The sequence below is a fragment of the Bradyrhizobium genosp. A genome (assembly GCF_049949275.1).
GTDB lineage: Bacteria > Pseudomonadota > Alphaproteobacteria > Rhizobiales > Xanthobacteraceae > Bradyrhizobium.
On the sequence record NZ_CP188196.1, the window covers coordinates 7,197,097 to 7,213,568 of the forward strand.

Consider the following 16,472-nt stretch of genomic DNA (forward strand, 5'->3'; position numbering starts at 1 on the left):
GCACTTTGCTCTCGGACTTTTTCTTACTCCCTTGCGATTCCGACTCTCAAGCATTCTCCGCTGAGGTGGGCAGGTTATGGAGGATGTAGTGAGTTCACTGTCTCCTGCCGAGCTTCGACGATTTCGACATCTTGATTACGCGCGACCTTTCGGTCGTGGAACCGCCGACGACTGAGAAATGAAATCTCTGGCGGATAACTCGCCAGGGTTGGCTCTCTGGATCACGTAGACGGCAAAGGCCTTCCACACTCTAGTTGGCCGCGACCGTTCCGACCTGTCGGTTCGGCGGCAGAAGGCGATACTCGGCATTCGCGGTCGGGCGTCTATCGGCCCGCCGCCAATGATGACGATTCGGCTTTGATGCGGCGGATTGACAAGCTGCTTACGACCTGGCCGCTCCTCGGCTGGCGGCGGATGATAGCGATGCTGCGGGCTGAGGGCCATGCCGTCAACCGCGAGTCGGGTGCAGCGGCTGATGCGCAGAATCGGGATTGCAGCTCTCGGCCGTAGCCGCACCACGAAGCCGACTCGGGGCACAGGATTTTCCCTTCTTTGCTGCGCGATCCTGCGATCGAGCGGCCGAACTAGGTGTGGTACGTTGACATCACCCATTTCCCGATCTGTCGCGGCCTACTCTATCTCGTGGCAAGATCATGAACTGGGCCAGCGAGACGGTGCTTGCGTGACGGCCGTCGAACACCATGAACACTTCCTTCTGTGTCCTGGGGCTCGAGGAGACGCTCGTCTGCTTCAGCACCCCGGAGATCTTCAACACCGATCAGTGTAGTCAGCTCGCCAGATGGACGGTCGGGCTGTTGTATGGAGAATGTGTGCATGGAGCGGCTGCGGCCGGTAGATTGGAAGAAGCACCAGGGCGTCCGCGTGTGTGCCGCAAGTCGAGTTGCCGCGCTACCCTTGTCAAGATGATCTGCCCTCGAATTCGTCGAGGTGGTTTCCCGCCGCAGGCTTACCGGGTATCCTGCTGATTAAGTTTGTTGCCGCGCTGGTCGATCCGGTCGCCCTGGTCGTCGATCGGATTGCCGTACATGTCCATGCCCACGCCGTCCGGATAGTGTGGGCGATCCAGCGTTTTGAGAAAGAAGTCCCTGCTGGGAAGATCCTTGATCGACTCTTCAAGACCAGGATACGAAGCTTCTCTGCTACCCGGCGGGACATCCTGCGGAATGCGGGTCTCAATACCCTTGATGGTGTTGGCCTTGCAGGCCTCAAAAGCCTTCTTTGTCCACTGTTGCCCAGCGAGTATCGGAATGTCCATCGGCTTATCGGGGTCCACCACAAAGGCCGAAGACATCTTGAGGCGGTAAGCGGCGGAGATGCCTTCGTATCGGCCAGTTTTTTCATTGTACATGCCATCGGCGTTACGATGCAGTGCATAGAACAGTGCCACATGATCCTCATGCCATGTGCGGTCCTGACCGCCGGCTCCGCTGGAGGCACTACCCCCAAACGACGCCTCGGCATAAAGGTCGGACAATTTACGGTAGCCGCCGATCAAGCCAGTGGCGCTCAAACCGTCAGGAGCCATAATCAGGCGGATCTTGCCCTTGGTGAAGTTCGCGTCGCCGGTCTGGTCGTAGTACCACGCGATGCGCGGGGTCTGGAGGTGCTCGACCTGCTCGGACTCTACTCCACCATTTTTGATAGTTGCTTTCAGTTTGCTGTACTGTGTGGATTTCAGGATGCGATAAGAATAATCTGTCGCGATGCCGCCGCGGGCGTCTCTCGCCATCTTGTCCGGTGAATAGCCGATCTCCAGCGTTGCGTCGTTATCGTTCATCGGATCCTGGTTTCCGGAGATTCGGAGCACCATCGTGTATAGGCCGTCCTGCATTGCGTTATTGGCACGCAGAGCCAAGGTGGCATTGCCATTGCCTCGCCAAGGCGCGTCGCACCCCCAGGCGCGGTAAAGCGCATTGTCGATTCCCTTCTCACCATCAGGACTGACAAAATCATTGGGACCGATCTTCCCATCCAGATTGAAACCCTCAGCGATGCGGCTGGTTACTTCAGCCTGGCCGGGATCTTCGGCCGCCCAAGGATTGATGTAGGTTTCAATGCCGCGCTTGTAGCCCCGATAGGAAATGGCGCGCCTCAAGATAACGCCGCCCAGAGCCGGCGGGTCGCGGACTTGGTCCAATCCGGGGGGCTCAAGAATCCAGTCGATCTCCTGTTGCGAACGCCACTTCTGGCGCGTCAAGGCGATCTTGCTCTGGATGTCGTCGGCAAAATGGATGGAACTGCCATGCGGGCAATCCACGCCGGGCTCGACCTCCGCGCCCCGGCGGAAATCAGGCCGTCCGCCGTAGCGAAAGCCATATTCATAGGCGCTCACCACAAAGCCGCGGGTCCAGTGACCTGCCTTAGCGGGCAAAGCTGTGCCACTGGTCAAGGCCAAGACCGCCGCGCACGCTATGAGACTCTTTTTCAGGACCATGACGTTCTCCTTCTGCCGGCTGGAGCTAGGAAACGACGACCGTTCCAGCCATCCCCATTGCTTCGTGAAATTTGCAAACATATTTGTACGTGCCCTTCACCGTGAAGGTGTGGCTGAAGGTGGCGCCCTCCTCCATGTTGCCGGAATCGAACGGCGCCACGCCCACCGGCAATACGACATCCGAAGCCATCGTCGCCTGGGCAGGATCGAAGGTGACCGAATGTGTGATGACGCCGGGATTGGTCCACTTTACTGTGTCTCCCACGCTGATATTGACGGTCGTAGGCACGAACACTCCCTTGGGACTGTTTTTCATGGAGACCTCGACGGTCTTACCTTGGGCCAGCGCGGGTGAGGCAACGATGACACCGACGGTTGCGGCCATCTCCATAAAGGCGCGGCGGTCAATTTTCATGAGAAATTCCTTACCACTATTCCGGCGGAGATACTTGGTTGATCAAGAGGTCAGATACCGCTCTGGCTTCAAAAGCCAGGGGGTCGGCGTCATCCATCTGCCCGTTGTGAAGGACGATGTCGGCGCTCACCTCGAAATCAGTGATGCTCTTGGGGTCATCGGAAATGAATGCCGTGCCCGCGAAAGGACTCCAAGACTTCCAATCCGAGGAGCCGCTTGTCTTGTAGCGCCAGACGGGCCGGAAGTACTCCGTGCGAAAGCTGTAGCGCAGGCCGGCAGGATCGCGCTTTGGCACCGGTGCCGTGTCGCCTTTGGTGCGGGATTCAACAAGTGTGAACCAGCTCGCCTTTTGCTCCATAGTCAGCTCGGCGGAGCGATAAGCGAGATACTTCTCGATATCGCTGCGGCTGGCGAATTTTTGGCCGGCAACCACCAGGTGAAACCGATCGACGCCCTTGTTCTGCTTCGTAAAAACCCCCGGCTTGGCCGGTGGCACCATGGGAAGGTTGTCGGAGGCTTCCGCGGACTTGGCGGGAGGCGGGGCGGCGGCGGCCGGCGGCTGTTCCGCCGCAAAACTGATTCCCGCCGAGGCGCAAAGCGCTGCGAGGGCAAAGCCGATACCAAGACTACGTTTCATTCTTGCCTGCCTGTTCTTTCTCATTTCCTCAGAAATAGAAACCGATCGATACTGCCCATACAATGGCGGCAGTGATGACGGCGCCGATCGCAAATCTCCACAACGGCGCCATCTTCATCTCGGTATCGCCGATATCGCCCCGGCGCTTTCCGGAGATCATGGGCCCGATGAGGTTTTTGCGCTTGTAGATGAAGTAGAAGATCACGGCCGCCAGATGCAGCGCGATCACCCAAAGAAGAATGGTGAACCAATAATAGTGGAGGTGCGCGAGATGGCGGCCCTGCCTGAAGCTCACGTAACCAGACAAAGGTCCCGAGTGGAGCCCGTCAACATCGACCGCAAACAAGCCAAGAATGACAACGGCCAGGACCAGCCCCATCATGAGGACAATGCTGACCGCGCCCAGCGCGTTGTGGCCATGGCTGTGGGGCGTATCGCGCCGATGCAGTGTGTTGGCACAGTCGAGGATGGCCTTCGGACCGCGCACGAAATTGACAAACCGCGCGGTCGAGGAGCCGACCACCCCCCAATAGAGACGCATCAGCACGATCCAGAGGACCGCATAGCCGCTATAGAGGTGATATTCGAGTTCATTTTGAAGCCCGGTCCAACAGCAAATCCCGATCGCGATCACGAGCGACCAGTGCAGGATACGCACTGGCAGGTCCCAGATTCTCAATTCCGCTGTGCCGGCCAGGGCTTCCATTCGGCTCTCAGTTGAAGTCATGGAGCGCCCTAGTTTTCGTCTTCTTTTTCGGAATCGGGCGAACGATAGTTGTCATGGCAGGCCTTGCAGGCCTTGCCCATCGCTTCCACCTGCGCCTTCAGCGCATTCGCGTCCTTGCTGAGCGCAACCTGATTCAGCTTCGCAGCCTCGACCTGCGCTACTTTGCCCAATGTTACGAAATCATCATTGTTCTGCCAGATGGCCGGCAGCGCATATGTCTTGACTCCGGACTCTGGGCCGCTGCCCTTGGGAAACCAGTTCAGCAGGTAGCCGCTGCGATCCTTGATCGTCTGAGCGTTAGGGACGACCGTATTGTCCCAATCGATCGTTCGCTTCTTGAGTTCGTCATTGATTGCCTTTAGTGCGCCGCCCATGTCACGCAATTTGTCCTGACGAGACTTGATTTGAGCGACCGCTGTCGGACCCGCGGCAGCTTTCCAGAAGGCAAGACCAAACGTTACACACACCGCTGCGACAACGCAGCGAAAGCCCAACGCAGACATACGAACAACAACTCCAGGCTGACGTGGCGACCTACTTGTCATGAAGCGGATGCCCTTACGTCAACAAATCCGTGTACGGTTGTTTGATTTCCATCGAGCCCTTGCCCCAGACGTCGAGTGACACGCCCATCGCCTTTTGGATTGTCAGGCCGACGCGCGACACCGGACTGTTATCTCCGGCGACATGATAACCGGTCCTCATCCGGCCGCTTGCGCTACCGGCCACGAAGATCGGGAGGCCATCAACCGCGTGAATCTTGGCGAAGCTCTGATCAGTAAAGGCAAAGACCAGACTGTGGTCGAGAACTGTACCGTCGCCTTCGCGAACCGCGTCCAGCTCTTCCAAGAGCATGGCGAACAATTCCATCGTGTCGACATTGTACTGCGCGACCCGCGGCTGATAACCGAGGACTGGATCGGTGGGCTCTTCATGGGTGGACTGGTGATACCCGAGGGAATCGCCGGGCACGAAGATCTGGGCTGTGGGCTCTGAAATGCTGAGATTGAACACCCTGGTCTGGTCGGTAGCGAGCGCCAGCGCGCCAAGCCGCGCCATCAACGGCGTCACGTTACGAAGGTTGGGCAACGCATTGTTGCAGACCATCTCGGCGGGCGCGGAAGGAATGGTGACCTTGGCCTGGATTTCGGGACGCTGCAGTTCCGCGGCCAACTGCAGTTCGGCCTCGCGCACGGAGGTGAAATACTGGTCCATGCGGGCGCGATCAGCGGGACCGAGGCTCTGCATGACCCGCTTGCGATTGTCGGCCACAACTGACAGCACGCTTTGTTGGATCAGGACTTGGGGATCCGGTTTCCAGTCCTCTTTGGTGGGGTCCTGGAAGCCCGGCCCGAACAAGCGGGTGTAAAGCGAGAGGGGCGACGGTTCCGCCGGCAGGGTGTTGGCGCCACCAAGGCTGGAATAGCTCTGCTTCGGGTCACCGGCGGAAGAAGCCGACACCGATTTGAAGCGGGCGCCGTGGGAAATGACGTCGCCAATCTGCTGGTCGATGGTCTTGGAATCGAATTCGTTTAGTTTGGTAGGTGAAATGCCGGTGCTGGCGGCGGCGGCGCCGGACCAGTGCTGGTAGTTGGGATTGTCGTCGAGCGGAACGCGCAACCCACTGAACACGTTCAGCTTGGCGCGATACGGCTCCAGCGGCTTCAACTGGGTGGGCATCTCATAGTCCTTGCCGGCCGTCTTGGGAATCCACAGCTGACTGGTCAGCCCCAGGCCGTAGAAGAAGGTGCTGAACCGCGTGGGCAGCGGGCGTCCCGTCGCTGCCAGCGCTTCGCCCTTGCTGTCCAGGAAGCAGTCGAGAAATGGCAGGCCCATGACGGCCAGAGCGCCCTGGCATGTGCCCCGGAGCAGAACTCTGCGATCGATCTTCATGACGGACTCCTATTTATTGGTCCGCGACGCTGGGCGCGGAGCTGGTTGTTTCAGGGGAAGGCGCCGGCGCGCTGAAGTAGTCCCTGTCTTCAACTAAGCTCTTCAGCAAGGAACGCATGCGAAAACCGGAATCCGCGAAGGCCTGGTGGGCGGTCTTGAAGGCGGAGGCAGGGACATCTTCGCTGTTCACGCCACGGGAATACGCATAGGTCTTGCGTGCAAGGCAGGCCGTGTATTTGGGATCGTCGTGCAGGACTTGGCCAAGCCCTGCGGCGCCGGCAAAATGCTTGCCCTTTATAGTGGCCGAAAGATCGATCAGCTTGCCGTTCTCTATGGTGCGGCGCTGACCAATCGTGTCAAAGCCTTCGAGAGTCAGTCCGATGGGATCGCTGTGATTGTGGCAGGAGGCGCAGGTCGGGTTAGTGGCGTGCGCCATCAAGCGCTCGCGCACCGTCTTCAACGGACCGCTGGTGTCATTGACTACCGAGAAATCTACATTGGCGGGCGGCGCGGGCGTGGGCTCGCAAAGGAAGATATCCATCACCGCAACACCGCGCTTGGTGGGTGAGCTGCGGCCGGGATGGGAGAACATCGCCAGCATGCTGGCCTGGGTAAGAACACCGCTGCGGTCGGAATCGGCGGGAAATTCATAGGGCATCCATTCGCCCTTGAATTGGAACGGCAGCTGATAGTCGGCCGCCAGGTTGCGGTTGAGAAAGGTCTTGCGCGTGGTCATCAGGTCGCGCATGTCGCCGTTGCTGTGCAACGCCAGTTCGATGACGGTGCGCAGCGTCTCTTCTTTCGCTGAGGCGGCAATACCCGAGTTCCATTTGGGGTACAGCTTGCTGTCCTTGGAAACTGTGTCGAAGTTGTCGAGCTCCAGCATGTCGTTGAAGAAGGCCCGCATGCCCACATCCAGCCGCGGCGAGGCCGTGAGACGGTCGACCTGTTTCTCAAGCCCGGCGGGCGTGTTCAGATCGCCCTTCTCGGCCGCTTGGAGCAACTCGGCGTCGGGGGTTGAATCCCACATCAGGTAGCTGAGGCGCGTGGCCCTGCTGTAAGAGTCCAGCGCCCATTGCTTGTCGCCGGCCGGGACACCAGTTTCCATGCGGAATACGAAATCCGGCGCCTGGAGCAAGCTGGCCAAGCCATAGCGCAGGCCGGCATAGAAGTTGTTCTGCGACTCGGCGAGTCCGTGGCTCAGATTGACGACGCTTTTGATCTCGTCCTCGGTCAATGGCCGACGGTACAGCACCCGTCCATAATGGCTCAGCACCTGCGCGGTGCAGGCATCATCGGGCTCTTTGGCCGACTTGGGCACACAGGGAAGCTTGGCGCGGTATTTCTCCCCCGTGACCTGGGTAGCGATGCTGTCCGCCAGTTTGGTGAAGGATTCAAAGCCCACAGGCGTTACCGAAAGCACCGAGGTGCTGGCTGCTTGCAAGCCGCCAATGCGGATTGCGGGCTCGAAGGAGCCGCGCACTTCAATCTCGGTTCCGAAGATATCGGCAATAGAGTTACGGTACTCCGCCTGCGTCAGCCGCCTCATGCTTACGATTTCCGAATTGGCGCCGGACCGGGCTGAAGCGATGTCGGCGGCCATCGCAGCGGATACCAACACTGTCAGGGATAGAAGGGAGATGGCAACATTTCGCATGCGTCTCATTATACGGCCTCTCGATAGACTACGCGCTAGTCTGCGGCTCTCTTTGCGCTCACACATACCGCCTGTCCGCGGGTTCGCTCAAACATAGGACCCCTGCCATCACATCCCTGCTTTGAACTCGACGAAGATGCTGAGATGAAGCGTCCGATGGCCCATCTCCGGTGGCGGGGACGGATAACGCGCGCTCCTGACCGTGGCGAGCGCCGCCTGATCGAGAGCTGGAGAGCCGCTTGATTGGGACAAGCTGACCCCCGATGCGCGTCCGTCGAGATAATCGAACGTCACGCGCGCACGACCATGCTGGCCCGAGGCACGCGCAGATGCCGGATAGATCAGCGCACTTTCTACCGCTCGCCGCATTTGGCCTTGAAAGCTCGACATCGCGCCAGCGCTCGGCGCAGCGCTTGCCGTCGCCTGTTGTTGCGCGGGGCGAGCGGCCGGCTTCCGGTGGACCTGCTGCGGCGGTTTTGCTGGCTTCGGGCGCACGACGGGCGCTTCCGCCTTCGGAGGCGGCGGAGTCGGTTCTGGTGGAGCAACCTCCGCCGGCGGTGGAGGGACCTCCGGGGGCGGTGGCGTAACCTGAGGCTCTTCGGGTACCGGGGGAGTTTCCGCGACCATAGGAGGCGGATCCGCCGGAGCATCGGCCGGCGCAGGCGGAGCGGCCTCCAGCGAGATCTGCATCGTCGGCGCCGACGACTCGATTTTGGCCGGTCGTTGCGTGAGCCAGCCGACGACGGCAAGAAAACACAGGCCCTCCAGCAATAGCGCAGCGGCAAACGAAACGGGCAGTGCGGAGCGCCCCTGCGGTGGGCTCAATTGGTCGGCTGTCGCGATGCTCACAGCGATTGCACTCCTACTTGGCGTCCTTCGCGGCGAGGCCCACCTGGACAATGCCGGCTTTGCGGCACGCATCCATCACAGCGAGAAGATTCTGCAGCGTTGCATTGCCAGCTCCGGCAATGGTAACGGCAGCGTGCTCTCGGTCCGGCTCCGCGGCCAATTTGGCCGTCAGATCGTCGATGGTCAGTTTCTGACCATCCGTTTCGATAGCGCCGTCAGCAAACATCGTAACGACGATCTTTGGATGGGGCAGATCCTGTGTGGTGCTGCTCTGCGGAAGCTGCGAGGCGATACCGGTTGCCGGGATCATTCGCAGCGTGATCATGATGAAGAACACCAGCAGAAATAGCATGATGTCGATCATCGGGATGATTTCTATGCGGCCCTTCCGTACCTCCAAATATCGCATCGGTCAGGTTCCCGTATTCGCAACGGGGTGGATTGCGTGACCGTAGGCACGCTTGTCCCCTGAAGCTACCCGAGGCGCATCGAGACGATTGACCATGGAGATCTTCAAAGTCTCAAGTTGATGAACGATGAGCCGCGTCCAGTTGTTGAGACTGTTGAAGCAAACCAGACCGACAATGGCGATGAGCAGGCCACATGCGGTCGCGATCAGAGCCTCGCCGACGCCGCCGGTGATCTGTGTCGCCGCGTTGCCGGCGTCGCCAAGGACTGCGAACGCTTTGACCATGCCAGCGATCGTGCCGAGCAGGCCGAGCAGAGGCGCCAGCGTCACGATGGTGTCGAGCAGCCACAACCGGCTATCCAGCTTGGGGACCTGCCAGAGGATCGCCTCCTCCAACAGCTCGGACAATCGATGCGGATCCTTCAGCTCAGGATGGTGCAGCGGCACTTCCATCAAGGCACGGTGTGGCAGCCGCGGCGATTTCTCGACGAGGTCCGCCAGCATCTTCCGGTCCAGGTGCGCGAATTGCGCGACGGTAGCTGTAACGCGCTTTCCGCGACGAATGGTCCGGCCAAGCAGCCAGAAGCGATCAATAATCACGGTGAGCGCAACCAACAGCAGGACGGCCATTACGTAGAGAATGCCATCGGACTGCGCCGCGAGTTCGGTGAGACGGTCCAGGGTCATGTTCTTTCCTTTGGTGATGATCTGCTGTCAGAACTGCACAGACAGGCTGCTATAGATATTCCGGCCGATCTGAGTGTAGAAGAGCGGCGTTACTGACCCGCCGGAATAGCCGGCAAAATCTACGATCGCATGACTGTTGAGTAGGTTGTCGATTCCAACTTTTGCGGTCACTGCGGCCAAATTGGGCAGCGGGTTCTTGACCTTGTAGGTGACGGCCATATCGAGCTGATTGAACGGCGATAGCGGTTGCTTTTCGCCGACGTCGCCAAAGCGCTGACCGACCCATTTGTCGGTCAGCGAGGCATGCCAGTTCCCCTCTTCGTAGATCACGCCGGCAGCAGCTGTTACGTTCGGCGCCAGGGCGATCCATTGCCCGGTCTGCTTGTTCTTCGCGCTGTTGAGGCTGCCGTTGGCGAACAGGCTGAAGCCGTTGCCGACGTGGACCGTTCCCTCGACTTCGACGCCCTGGTAGATCGCGCCGCCGGCGTTGAAATAGTTGGTAACACCGCCGATCGTCTGCGACGCAATCATATTGTTGAAGTCGATGTAGTAGACGTCGCCGGCAAGCGTGAAAGCCTTGCTCTGATAAGACGTGCCAACCTGATAGTTCCAGGTGGTTTGAGGTTGGATAGAAGATGTGGTGGTCACAGCATACGGTGGGGTCAAGAAGCCTTCCGCGGCCTGCGCATAAACCGACCAGTTGGGCGCCAGCTTGTAGTTCGCGGCAAGCGAGGGCAGAACCTTCGCCCAAGCCTGAGAATAATCCAGTGGCCCCTTTGTGTTGGGATCGACGAGCGAGGCGTAGCTGCGCGTGACATACGCGTACTTTGCGCCGGTCGTAATCGTCAGATCGGGCAGCGCTTTCCAATCCGCTTCGATATAGGGTTGGAAAGTGTCCAACGTGAGGTTCTGGTCGAACTTCGTCGAGATGTATTTCTGCGCCAACGTCATGTCGACGTTAAAGAGAGCCCGATAACCCGGCTGGTGCTCGGCCCATGCACCGACTTTTATGGCTCCGTCGGGCAGATCCTTGGTGAGCGCGACCACATCGCCATAGGAGCGGTAGTTCGAGGGATTTAACGTACCCGGCACATTGGTGGCGCCGAAGACCGTGCCGATAGTCTTGTCACTGACATCGTTTCCCAGAAGTTGCGGAGTCGTGTAATAGGCGTAGGTGTAGAGCTTGTTTTCGAGATGCCATCCGTCGCCGTAGTCGGACTTCAGACCGAGATAGTCGAAGTCGGTCTTGATATTCCAACGGTTATAGCCCGCGTACTCCTGCTTGTTTGGGGAGGACGACAGTCCATAGTTCGGACCGAAGGCGGCGATCTGGGCGAGCGACGCACCCTGGAAATAGTTTCGTGTCATGTTATTGTAGATCGAAACGAACGTGAGCGTGGTGTTGTCATTGAGCGGCTGCTGAATCTTCAGTGTCGCGTTTTCCCGCTCATTCTTAACGTTCGTGTAATAGCCGTCGCTTTTCGTAAACTGGGTGTCGAGGAAGAGCGACGCACCGTTCGTGCCTTTGATCAGACCGGAATCAAATTCAAGCCCGTAAAGCTGGGTGTTGAAGCTGCCGTAGCTCGTAGTCGCCGTTGTCGCTAGGGTCGACAATGGCGACTTGGTTTGGAGTGCCACAGTGCCACCGAACGTCGCATCGCCCACATTCGACGCCGTACCTGGGCCACGATCAATGCTGACCTGTCCCAGATCGTTCGTCATGACGAAGGTTCCGCTGCGCTGCTTAAGATTGAAGGCCCGGACCGGGATTCCGTCGAGGGTGACGTTGAACTGACCGTCTTGAAAGCCGCGGATCGAGATTTTTGCATCATATCCACCGCTTCCGCTGGGCGAAGTCAGTACGCTGGGCGCGACGCTGATGACCTTGTCGAAATTGCTTGTCGCCGAAATATTGTTTTCGATGTAGTGCCTGCTGATGACTGACGTCGGCTGCGTCGCCGTCAATGGCGTCGTCGTCGGCGCTTGATAGACGGCCGAATTGACATCGCCCGCACCACTATCCGAGGTCTGGACGGTCCCGAGGTCCGTCGTCTGTTGGGCGTGAGCACCCGTCGCCCCGACCACCGGCGGAACGCTCGCAGCAAGCCACAGGGCGGCGTCGATAAAGCGGCGCTTGAGCCGCCGCCGGTCTGCGGTACCCGAAACTCGTTGCATTACTTAACCTCTCCTGTTGCCCATTTGGACCGCCACGTGCTCATCGCGCCAGCGTCTCGTTGGCTCGTCCTATAGGCTTCACAACTTTTCAATCGGATGACGCCCATCGAATAATTGGATATGAACATGCTTGGATGCGATGACCTATTCGGCTCCCGTTGATTGCGGCACGCACTTTGGCGGAGATCGCTCGCGAACTGGAGGTGAACATGGCTGGCAAAGGTCCCGATTGCCGGAGTTCGCCGTCATCTCGATACCTGTAAACTCTGTCTCCGAGTCAAAGCTCAGCGCGCGCCACCAAAAATTGACGAACTTCGTCGGAGCTTTGCTGACGCCCTCGCCGAACAACGGGAGCGATCCTGTTTACCGCGCAGCGCACGCGTCAACAGAGGCGAGCCAAATTATCCTGCGCATCTCATCCACAAGCTCGGTCTTCACATTCCAGTGCTCGCGATCGCTGGATGACGCACGTCGTATCTGATGAAACGCACCAGATATCGCGCCTTTCGATCGATTCATCTGAAAATGAGATAAGGAAATTGGCTAGGCCGCTTGAGAACGAGTAGAAGCCGCTGAAAACTCCTTATCCTTTCTTCTAAGTTCACAGGTTTGCAGCTTGCCTCTTGTTGCACAACGGCTCGACGACGTCCGCCCCTCTGAAACCAAAGCCATGGCGGCTCGCGCCGCCGAACTGCGCGATCAGGGCGCAGATGTGATCACACTCAGCCAGGGCGAACCAGATTTCGACATGCCGTCCGCTATCAGCGAAGCCGGCATCCAGGCCATCCGCGACGGGCGGACGAAATACACGCCCGCTCCCGGGATCAAGCCGCTGCGCGAGGTGATCCGCACGAACCTCAGTCGCGATCACGGGCTCGATTACGGCGTCGACCAGATCACGGTGGGTTGTGATGCCAAGCAAGTCGTTTTCAACGCGCTTTTCGCAAGCCTCGATCCGGGCGACGAGGTGGTGATTCCGACGCCGTGCTGGGTCTCCTATCCCGATATGGTGGCGCTCGCCGGCGGGCGGCCGGTTCTCGTCCCTTGCGATGAATTCCACGGCTTCAAGCTGCGCCCCAAAGCGCTGGACGCGGCGATCACGCCGCGTACCAAGTGGCTGATACTGAACTCGCCCTGCAATCCGACCGGGGCGGTTTACGGCCGAAGCGAGTTGCTGGCGCTCGCCGGGATACTGCGCCGTCATGCCCATGTTCACGTGCTATCCGACGACATCTATGAAAAGCTGATCCATAACGCCGAGTTCGCCACCATGGCCGTGGTCGCACCGGACCTGTTCGACCGCACGCTGACGGTTAACGGTGTGTCTAAGGGCGACGCAATGACGGGCTGGCGCATCGGTTATGGCGCAGGGCCTCTGCCGCTGATCAGGGCCATGAACCTGATCCAAGGCCAGGCCTCTTCGCACACCAGCTCGATTTCGCAATATGCTGCCATCGACGCACTGTCCGGCGGACGGCAGCATGTCAAGGAATTCGCGAGCGGATTATTGCAGCGCCGCGGTCTCGTTGTAGCCAAGCTGAAGCAGGCCGACGGGCTTTCGTGCCGGGTGCCGGACGGCGCATTCTACGTTTTTCCCTCCTGCGCAGGCGTCATCGGCAGACGCACGCCAGACGGCAAGGTGATCAAGACCGACACCGATTTCGCCATGTATCTGCTCGACGTTTTCGCCGTGGCCGTCGTGCCCGGCAGCGACTTCATGGCCTCGCCCTACATCCGCATTGCCTATGCCTCGTCGCTCGAGGACCTCACTCGGGCCTGCGACCGCATCATTGCAGCCTGCGCGGCCCTGTCCTAAAAGGTCTTTCCGATGTCTCCAGCCAAACGCCTGCGCGCCCGCGTGGCCGAGACGAGCCTTCTCCACATCATGGCCGCTCACAGCCCGCTTTCGGCGGTCCTCGCACAAGAGGCCGGGTACGATGGTCTGTGGGCTTCCGGCTTCGGAGTGTCAGCGTTGTATAAATTGCCGGACCTGAGCCTGATCTCGATGACACAGCATCTCGACATGCTGCGGGCGATCGCCGGACGGAAGCCACAATGAGGCCATCCGGAGCCGCAGCGGTTACTGCAGGCTTTTGTTGGTACGATGTCGGAAAGCGAACGTGCCAAAGCTGTTGGAAATCTCGCAGGCACGAAACAGATCGCCTTCCCGGTCATGTCCGGCTTCTTCGATCCTATAATTTTTCCCGCTGTGCGCACGCAATCGTGGCGGCGGGTCGAGGGATTCTCGAAAGTGACACTGCAAGCTTTCGACCCTCCAGCCCCGAAAGCTAGCTAGCAATCTCGAGACCACCTCGGCACCAAAAGCCCCGTCCGGCTCAACGGCTCTCTGACACTCTTTCAGGGGCGACTGCCTGCACCTGCTTGCGTGAACCGATTGAGTGGCCGCTTGAGACCGAGATTCTCTCTCAGTGTCTGTCCGGAATATTCAGATCTGAATTTGCCTCGTCGACGTAATTCGGGCACGACGAGCTCAACAAAATCCTTGAGCTCCCCGGGGAAAGTCACCGGCATTACGTTGAATCCGTCGGCCGCATGTTGATCAAATGTATCCACCATGACTTCGGCAATTTCGTCCGGTGTTCCAACAACCGTAAGATGGCCTTTGCCATCCGACACCAGGCGGATCAGTTGTCTCCAGGTCAATTTTTGGCGTGCGGCGAGATCGAGTAGCAGCTTTTGGCGGCTCTGAATAAGATTCGTCTGCGGTAAGGTCTCGGGGACCAGTGAGTCGAGATCCATTGAACGCAGGTCGGCGTTTAACAAACGCTCTGCCAATCCAATTTGTACATCGATGTGTGTATACGACTGTAGTCTTTGAAGCTTCTCAGACGCTTCTTGCTTCGTCCTCCCAACGATTGGGACAATGCCTGGCATAACTAGCACCTGATCGTCCTCCCGCCCGAAGGCGCGCGCTCTCTCTTTGAGAGCTGCATAGTATCGTTTACCGTTTTCTAGAGACGGCTCGGCGGTGAACACGACCTCGCCGACTTCCGCGGCGAACCGTCTTCCGACATCGGAAGCGCCAGCCTGAATCAACACCGGATACCCTTGTGGCGGCCTTGCGATATTCAATGGGCCCCTGACTGATAAGTAGTTCCCTTGGTGGTTAATCAAATGTAGCTTCGTGGTGTCAGCAAAAATACCACTCTGCTTGTCGCGAATAAAAGCGTCGTCTTCCCATGTGTCCCAAAGCCCCTTGACAACGTCTACGAATTCTCTCGCTCTAGCATAGCGAGTATCGTGATTCGGAAGTGTCTCGTCGCCGAAATTTTGGGCTTCGGAGTCATGTCCCGAGGTCACAATGTTCCAAGCCGCACGTCCCCGCGATAGGTGGTCAAGTGAGGCGAACATGCGTGCGAGATGATAAGGTTGATGATAAGTCGTCGTCGCTGTCGCGACAAGGCCGATGGCTTGAGTTCTCGATGAAAGCGCCGACAACAGTGTGAGCGGCTCGAACTCCTCGTTTCGACTTACACGAGCTAGATGTGCGTCATTTCGTGCTAAAACGCTTGGGTGATCAGCGAGAAATATGAAGTGAAATGCCGCACCTTCAGCAAGTGCTGCCAGGTGAGCATAATTGTCGATATTGACTCCGCCGTTCGCTGGCACGTTCGGATCGCGCCATGCACCTTCGTGATATCCCACCGACTGGAGCATCACTCCGAGCTTCATTTCATCATTGCGCCGCATCCCGTACCTCCGTTTGAATTATCCTTGTGCATAGCGTTCATGCTGCTTAGTCTTTCTCATTGGCACCACAGAGGCTCGACCTACCAAAACTCTCGACGGCTCTGCCTTCCGGCGAAGTCGCTCCGCTGCACCTCCTATGAGGCCAAAGTTGAGGGGGCGCTCCGACAAAAGCGTCCCGAGGATGGTCAAAGTTCACCTTCTGTTTAAGCTCCGAGAGAAAGACTGCCGCAGAAAGCAGGCACCGCTTATCCGTGCCGAGATCTGCTAGAGCGATATAATCTCGTGAACGCACCGGCTCATCGCCTCTTCCGAACCCTTCAAATCCCAACGGGCTGAAAGCAGAGGCTAAGCGTCTCGCTTCAGCAACGTTTGACCGACTCTAACCACCCACCATAGGTGACAAGCTCTTGTTACCTGAATCAATTGCCAGCGTTGGTAGTTGACCGGACGAAAATGGTTGCATTCCCGCTATAGAATGGTGCGGTCCACGCGCCCCGATGAGCAGGACCTAGCGCGGCAATCTGGATGGGAGCCGCGATTGCATTGCCACAAATGCTCCCGAATTCTGAGCTGTTGGCATGGAGCACTATAGCCCCCTCCGATTCGTGAGATTGCGAAGGCTCTAAGATAGCGGACCTTTCGTGCCGCGGGCATCGACCGCAATTACTTCATCGTGTTCAATTTTTGCAGGCCGAATGATTGGCATCCAGCCCGTCGTATTTGGCTTTCCGTTTGTATAAGGCTGCGCTGCTGATCCCGTGTTTGCGGCACACGTCGCCCGTCGTCACCCGGCTTCCTGATCCCGTAAGATCCCCACGATCCGTTCTTCCGTGAACCGGCTCAGCTTTATTTCCATC

Annotated in this window: 14 protein-coding genes and 1 pseudogene; 2 read left to right on the forward strand and 13 right to left on the reverse strand. The window is 58.6% G+C overall.

Going from position 1 to position 16,472, the window contains the following annotated elements; genetic code table 11:
- Positions 1-967 precede the first annotated feature (967 nt).
- From ACP2YP_RS33665 to ACP2YP_RS33715, 11 genes are all read right to left on the reverse strand, one after another.
- Entirely contained in the window at positions 968-2,455 is a 1,488-nt protein-coding gene (locus ACP2YP_RS33665; protein WP_426420516.1) for a hypothetical protein, read from the reverse strand.
- A gap of 25 nt (positions 2,456-2,480) precedes the next feature.
- Positions 2,481-2,870 carry a cupredoxin domain-containing protein gene (locus ACP2YP_RS33670; protein ID WP_426420518.1) on the reverse strand — a complete coding sequence of 130 codons (390 nt, stop codon included), beginning with the start codon at positions 2,868-2,870 and terminating at the stop codon, positions 2,481-2,483.
- Between the two features lie 16 nt (positions 2,871-2,886).
- Positions 2,887-3,507, reverse strand: a complete 621-nt coding sequence (locus tag ACP2YP_RS33675) for a CC0125/CC1285 family lipoprotein (protein ID WP_426420519.1) — start codon at positions 3,505-3,507, stop codon at positions 2,887-2,889.
- Between the two features lie 28 nt (positions 3,508-3,535).
- The gene (locus ACP2YP_RS33680) at positions 3,536-4,213 is read right to left on the reverse strand and encodes a cytochrome b/b6 domain-containing protein (RefSeq protein WP_426420521.1); all 678 of its coding nucleotides are present in this window, start codon (positions 4,211-4,213) and stop codon (positions 3,536-3,538) included.
- A 29-nt stretch (positions 4,214-4,242) separates the two neighbouring features.
- Positions 4,243-4,737, reverse strand: coding sequence for a c-type cytochrome (locus tag ACP2YP_RS33685; protein ID WP_426420523.1), 495 nt, complete (start codon positions 4,735-4,737; stop codon positions 4,243-4,245).
- A 55-nt stretch (positions 4,738-4,792) separates the two neighbouring features.
- The gene (locus ACP2YP_RS33690) at positions 4,793-6,127 is read right to left on the reverse strand and encodes a DUF1552 domain-containing protein (RefSeq protein ID WP_426420525.1); all 1,335 of its coding nucleotides are present in this window, start codon (positions 6,125-6,127) and stop codon (positions 4,793-4,795) included.
- 13 nt (positions 6,128-6,140) lie between these two features.
- Complete coding sequence (locus ACP2YP_RS33695; protein WP_426420526.1) at positions 6,141-7,730, reverse strand: DUF1592 domain-containing protein; 1,590 nt, start codon at positions 7,728-7,730, stop codon at positions 6,141-6,143.
- Positions 7,731-7,892: 162 nt separating this feature from the next.
- Positions 7,893-8,705: an energy transducer TonB gene (locus ACP2YP_RS33700; protein WP_426420527.1), complete on the reverse strand. Its 813-nt coding sequence runs from the start codon at positions 8,703-8,705 to the stop codon at positions 7,893-7,895.
- A complete protein-coding gene (locus tag ACP2YP_RS33705; protein WP_426420529.1) occupies positions 8,647-8,997 on the reverse strand; it encodes an ExbD/TolR family protein in 351 nt (116 codons plus the stop codon). Before ACP2YP_RS33705 ends, ACP2YP_RS33700 begins: the two co-directional genes overlap by 59 nt.
- 48 nt (positions 8,998-9,045) lie before the next feature.
- Entirely contained in the window at positions 9,046-9,729 is a 684-nt protein-coding gene (locus ACP2YP_RS33710; RefSeq protein ID WP_426420531.1) for a MotA/TolQ/ExbB proton channel family protein, read from the reverse strand.
- 27 nt (positions 9,730-9,756) lie between these two features.
- Positions 9,757-11,904 carry a TonB-dependent receptor gene (locus ACP2YP_RS33715; RefSeq protein ID WP_426420532.1) on the reverse strand — a complete coding sequence of 716 codons (2,148 nt, stop codon included), beginning with the start codon at positions 11,902-11,904 and terminating at the stop codon, positions 9,757-9,759.
- 670 nt (positions 11,905-12,574) lie between these two features.
- On the opposite strand from ACP2YP_RS33715, the gene ACP2YP_RS33720 reads away from it, so the two are divergent.
- Together ACP2YP_RS33720 and ACP2YP_RS33725 are read left to right on the forward strand one after the other, a co-directional pair.
- On the forward strand, positions 12,575-13,720 hold the full coding sequence (locus ACP2YP_RS33720; RefSeq protein WP_426420534.1) for a pyridoxal phosphate-dependent aminotransferase: 1,146 nt from the start codon (positions 12,575-12,577) through the stop codon (positions 13,718-13,720).
- Between the two features lie 12 nt (positions 13,721-13,732).
- Positions 13,733-13,963, forward strand: coding sequence for an isocitrate lyase/phosphoenolpyruvate mutase family protein (locus ACP2YP_RS33725; RefSeq protein ID WP_426420535.1), 231 nt, complete (start codon positions 13,733-13,735; stop codon positions 13,961-13,963).
- Positions 13,964-14,262: 299 nt separating this feature from the next.
- Here ACP2YP_RS33725 and ACP2YP_RS33730 read toward each other — a convergent pair whose 3' ends face one another.
- Both ACP2YP_RS33730 and ACP2YP_RS33735 read right to left on the reverse strand, forming a co-directional pair.
- Positions 14,263-15,615 carry an LLM class flavin-dependent oxidoreductase gene (locus ACP2YP_RS33730; RefSeq protein ID WP_426420537.1) on the reverse strand — a complete coding sequence of 451 codons (1,353 nt, stop codon included), beginning with the start codon at positions 15,613-15,615 and terminating at the stop codon, positions 14,263-14,265.
- Positions 15,616-16,307: 692 nt separating this feature from the next.
- Positions 16,308-16,465 (reverse strand): annotated as a pseudogene (locus ACP2YP_RS33735) (transposase); the annotation flags it as partial.
- Positions 16,466-16,472 lie beyond the last annotated feature (7 nt).

Coding starts and splice junctions, on each gene's coding strand:
- ACP2YP_RS33665 (WP_426420516.1), bottom strand. CDS start 2,455: ATGGTCCTGAAAAAGAGTCTCATAGCGTGCGCGGCGGTCTTGGCCTTG.
- ACP2YP_RS33670 (WP_426420518.1), bottom strand. CDS start 2,870: ATGAAAATTGACCGCCGCGCCTTTATGGAGATGGCCGCAACCGTCGGT.
- ACP2YP_RS33675 (WP_426420519.1), bottom strand. CDS start 3,507: ATGAAACGTAGTCTTGGTATCGGCTTTGCCCTCGCAGCGCTTTGCGCC.
- ACP2YP_RS33680 (WP_426420521.1), bottom strand. CDS start 4,213: ATGGAAGCCCTGGCCGGCACAGCGGAATTGAGAATCTGGGACCTGCCA.
- ACP2YP_RS33685 (WP_426420523.1), bottom strand. CDS start 4,737: ATGTCTGCGTTGGGCTTTCGCTGCGTTGTCGCAGCGGTGTGTGTAACG.
- ACP2YP_RS33690 (WP_426420525.1), bottom strand. CDS start 6,127: ATGAAGATCGATCGCAGAGTTCTGCTCCGGGGCACATGCCAGGGCGCT.
- ACP2YP_RS33695 (WP_426420526.1), bottom strand. CDS start 7,730: ATGGCCGCCGACATCGCTTCAGCCCGGTCCGGCGCCAATTCGGAAATC.
- ACP2YP_RS33700 (WP_426420527.1), bottom strand. CDS start 8,705: ATGCGTGCCGCAAAGCCGGCATTGTCCAGGTGGGCCTCGCCGCGAAGG.
- ACP2YP_RS33705 (WP_426420529.1), bottom strand. CDS start 8,997: ATGATCGACATCATGCTATTTCTGCTGGTGTTCTTCATCATGATCACG.
- ACP2YP_RS33710 (WP_426420531.1), bottom strand. CDS start 9,729: ATGACCCTGGACCGTCTCACCGAACTCGCGGCGCAGTCCGATGGCATT.
- ACP2YP_RS33715 (WP_426420532.1), bottom strand. CDS start 11,904: ATGCAACGAGTTTCGGGTACCGCAGACCGGCGGCGGCTCAAGCGCCGC.
- ACP2YP_RS33720 (WP_426420534.1), top strand. CDS start 12,575: ATGGCGGCTCGCGCCGCCGAACTGCGCGATCAGGGCGCAGATGTGATC.
- ACP2YP_RS33725 (WP_426420535.1), top strand. CDS start 13,733: ATGTCTCCAGCCAAACGCCTGCGCGCCCGCGTGGCCGAGACGAGCCTT.
- ACP2YP_RS33730 (WP_426420537.1), bottom strand. CDS start 15,615: ATGCGGCGCAATGATGAAATGAAGCTCGGAGTGATGCTCCAGTCGGTG.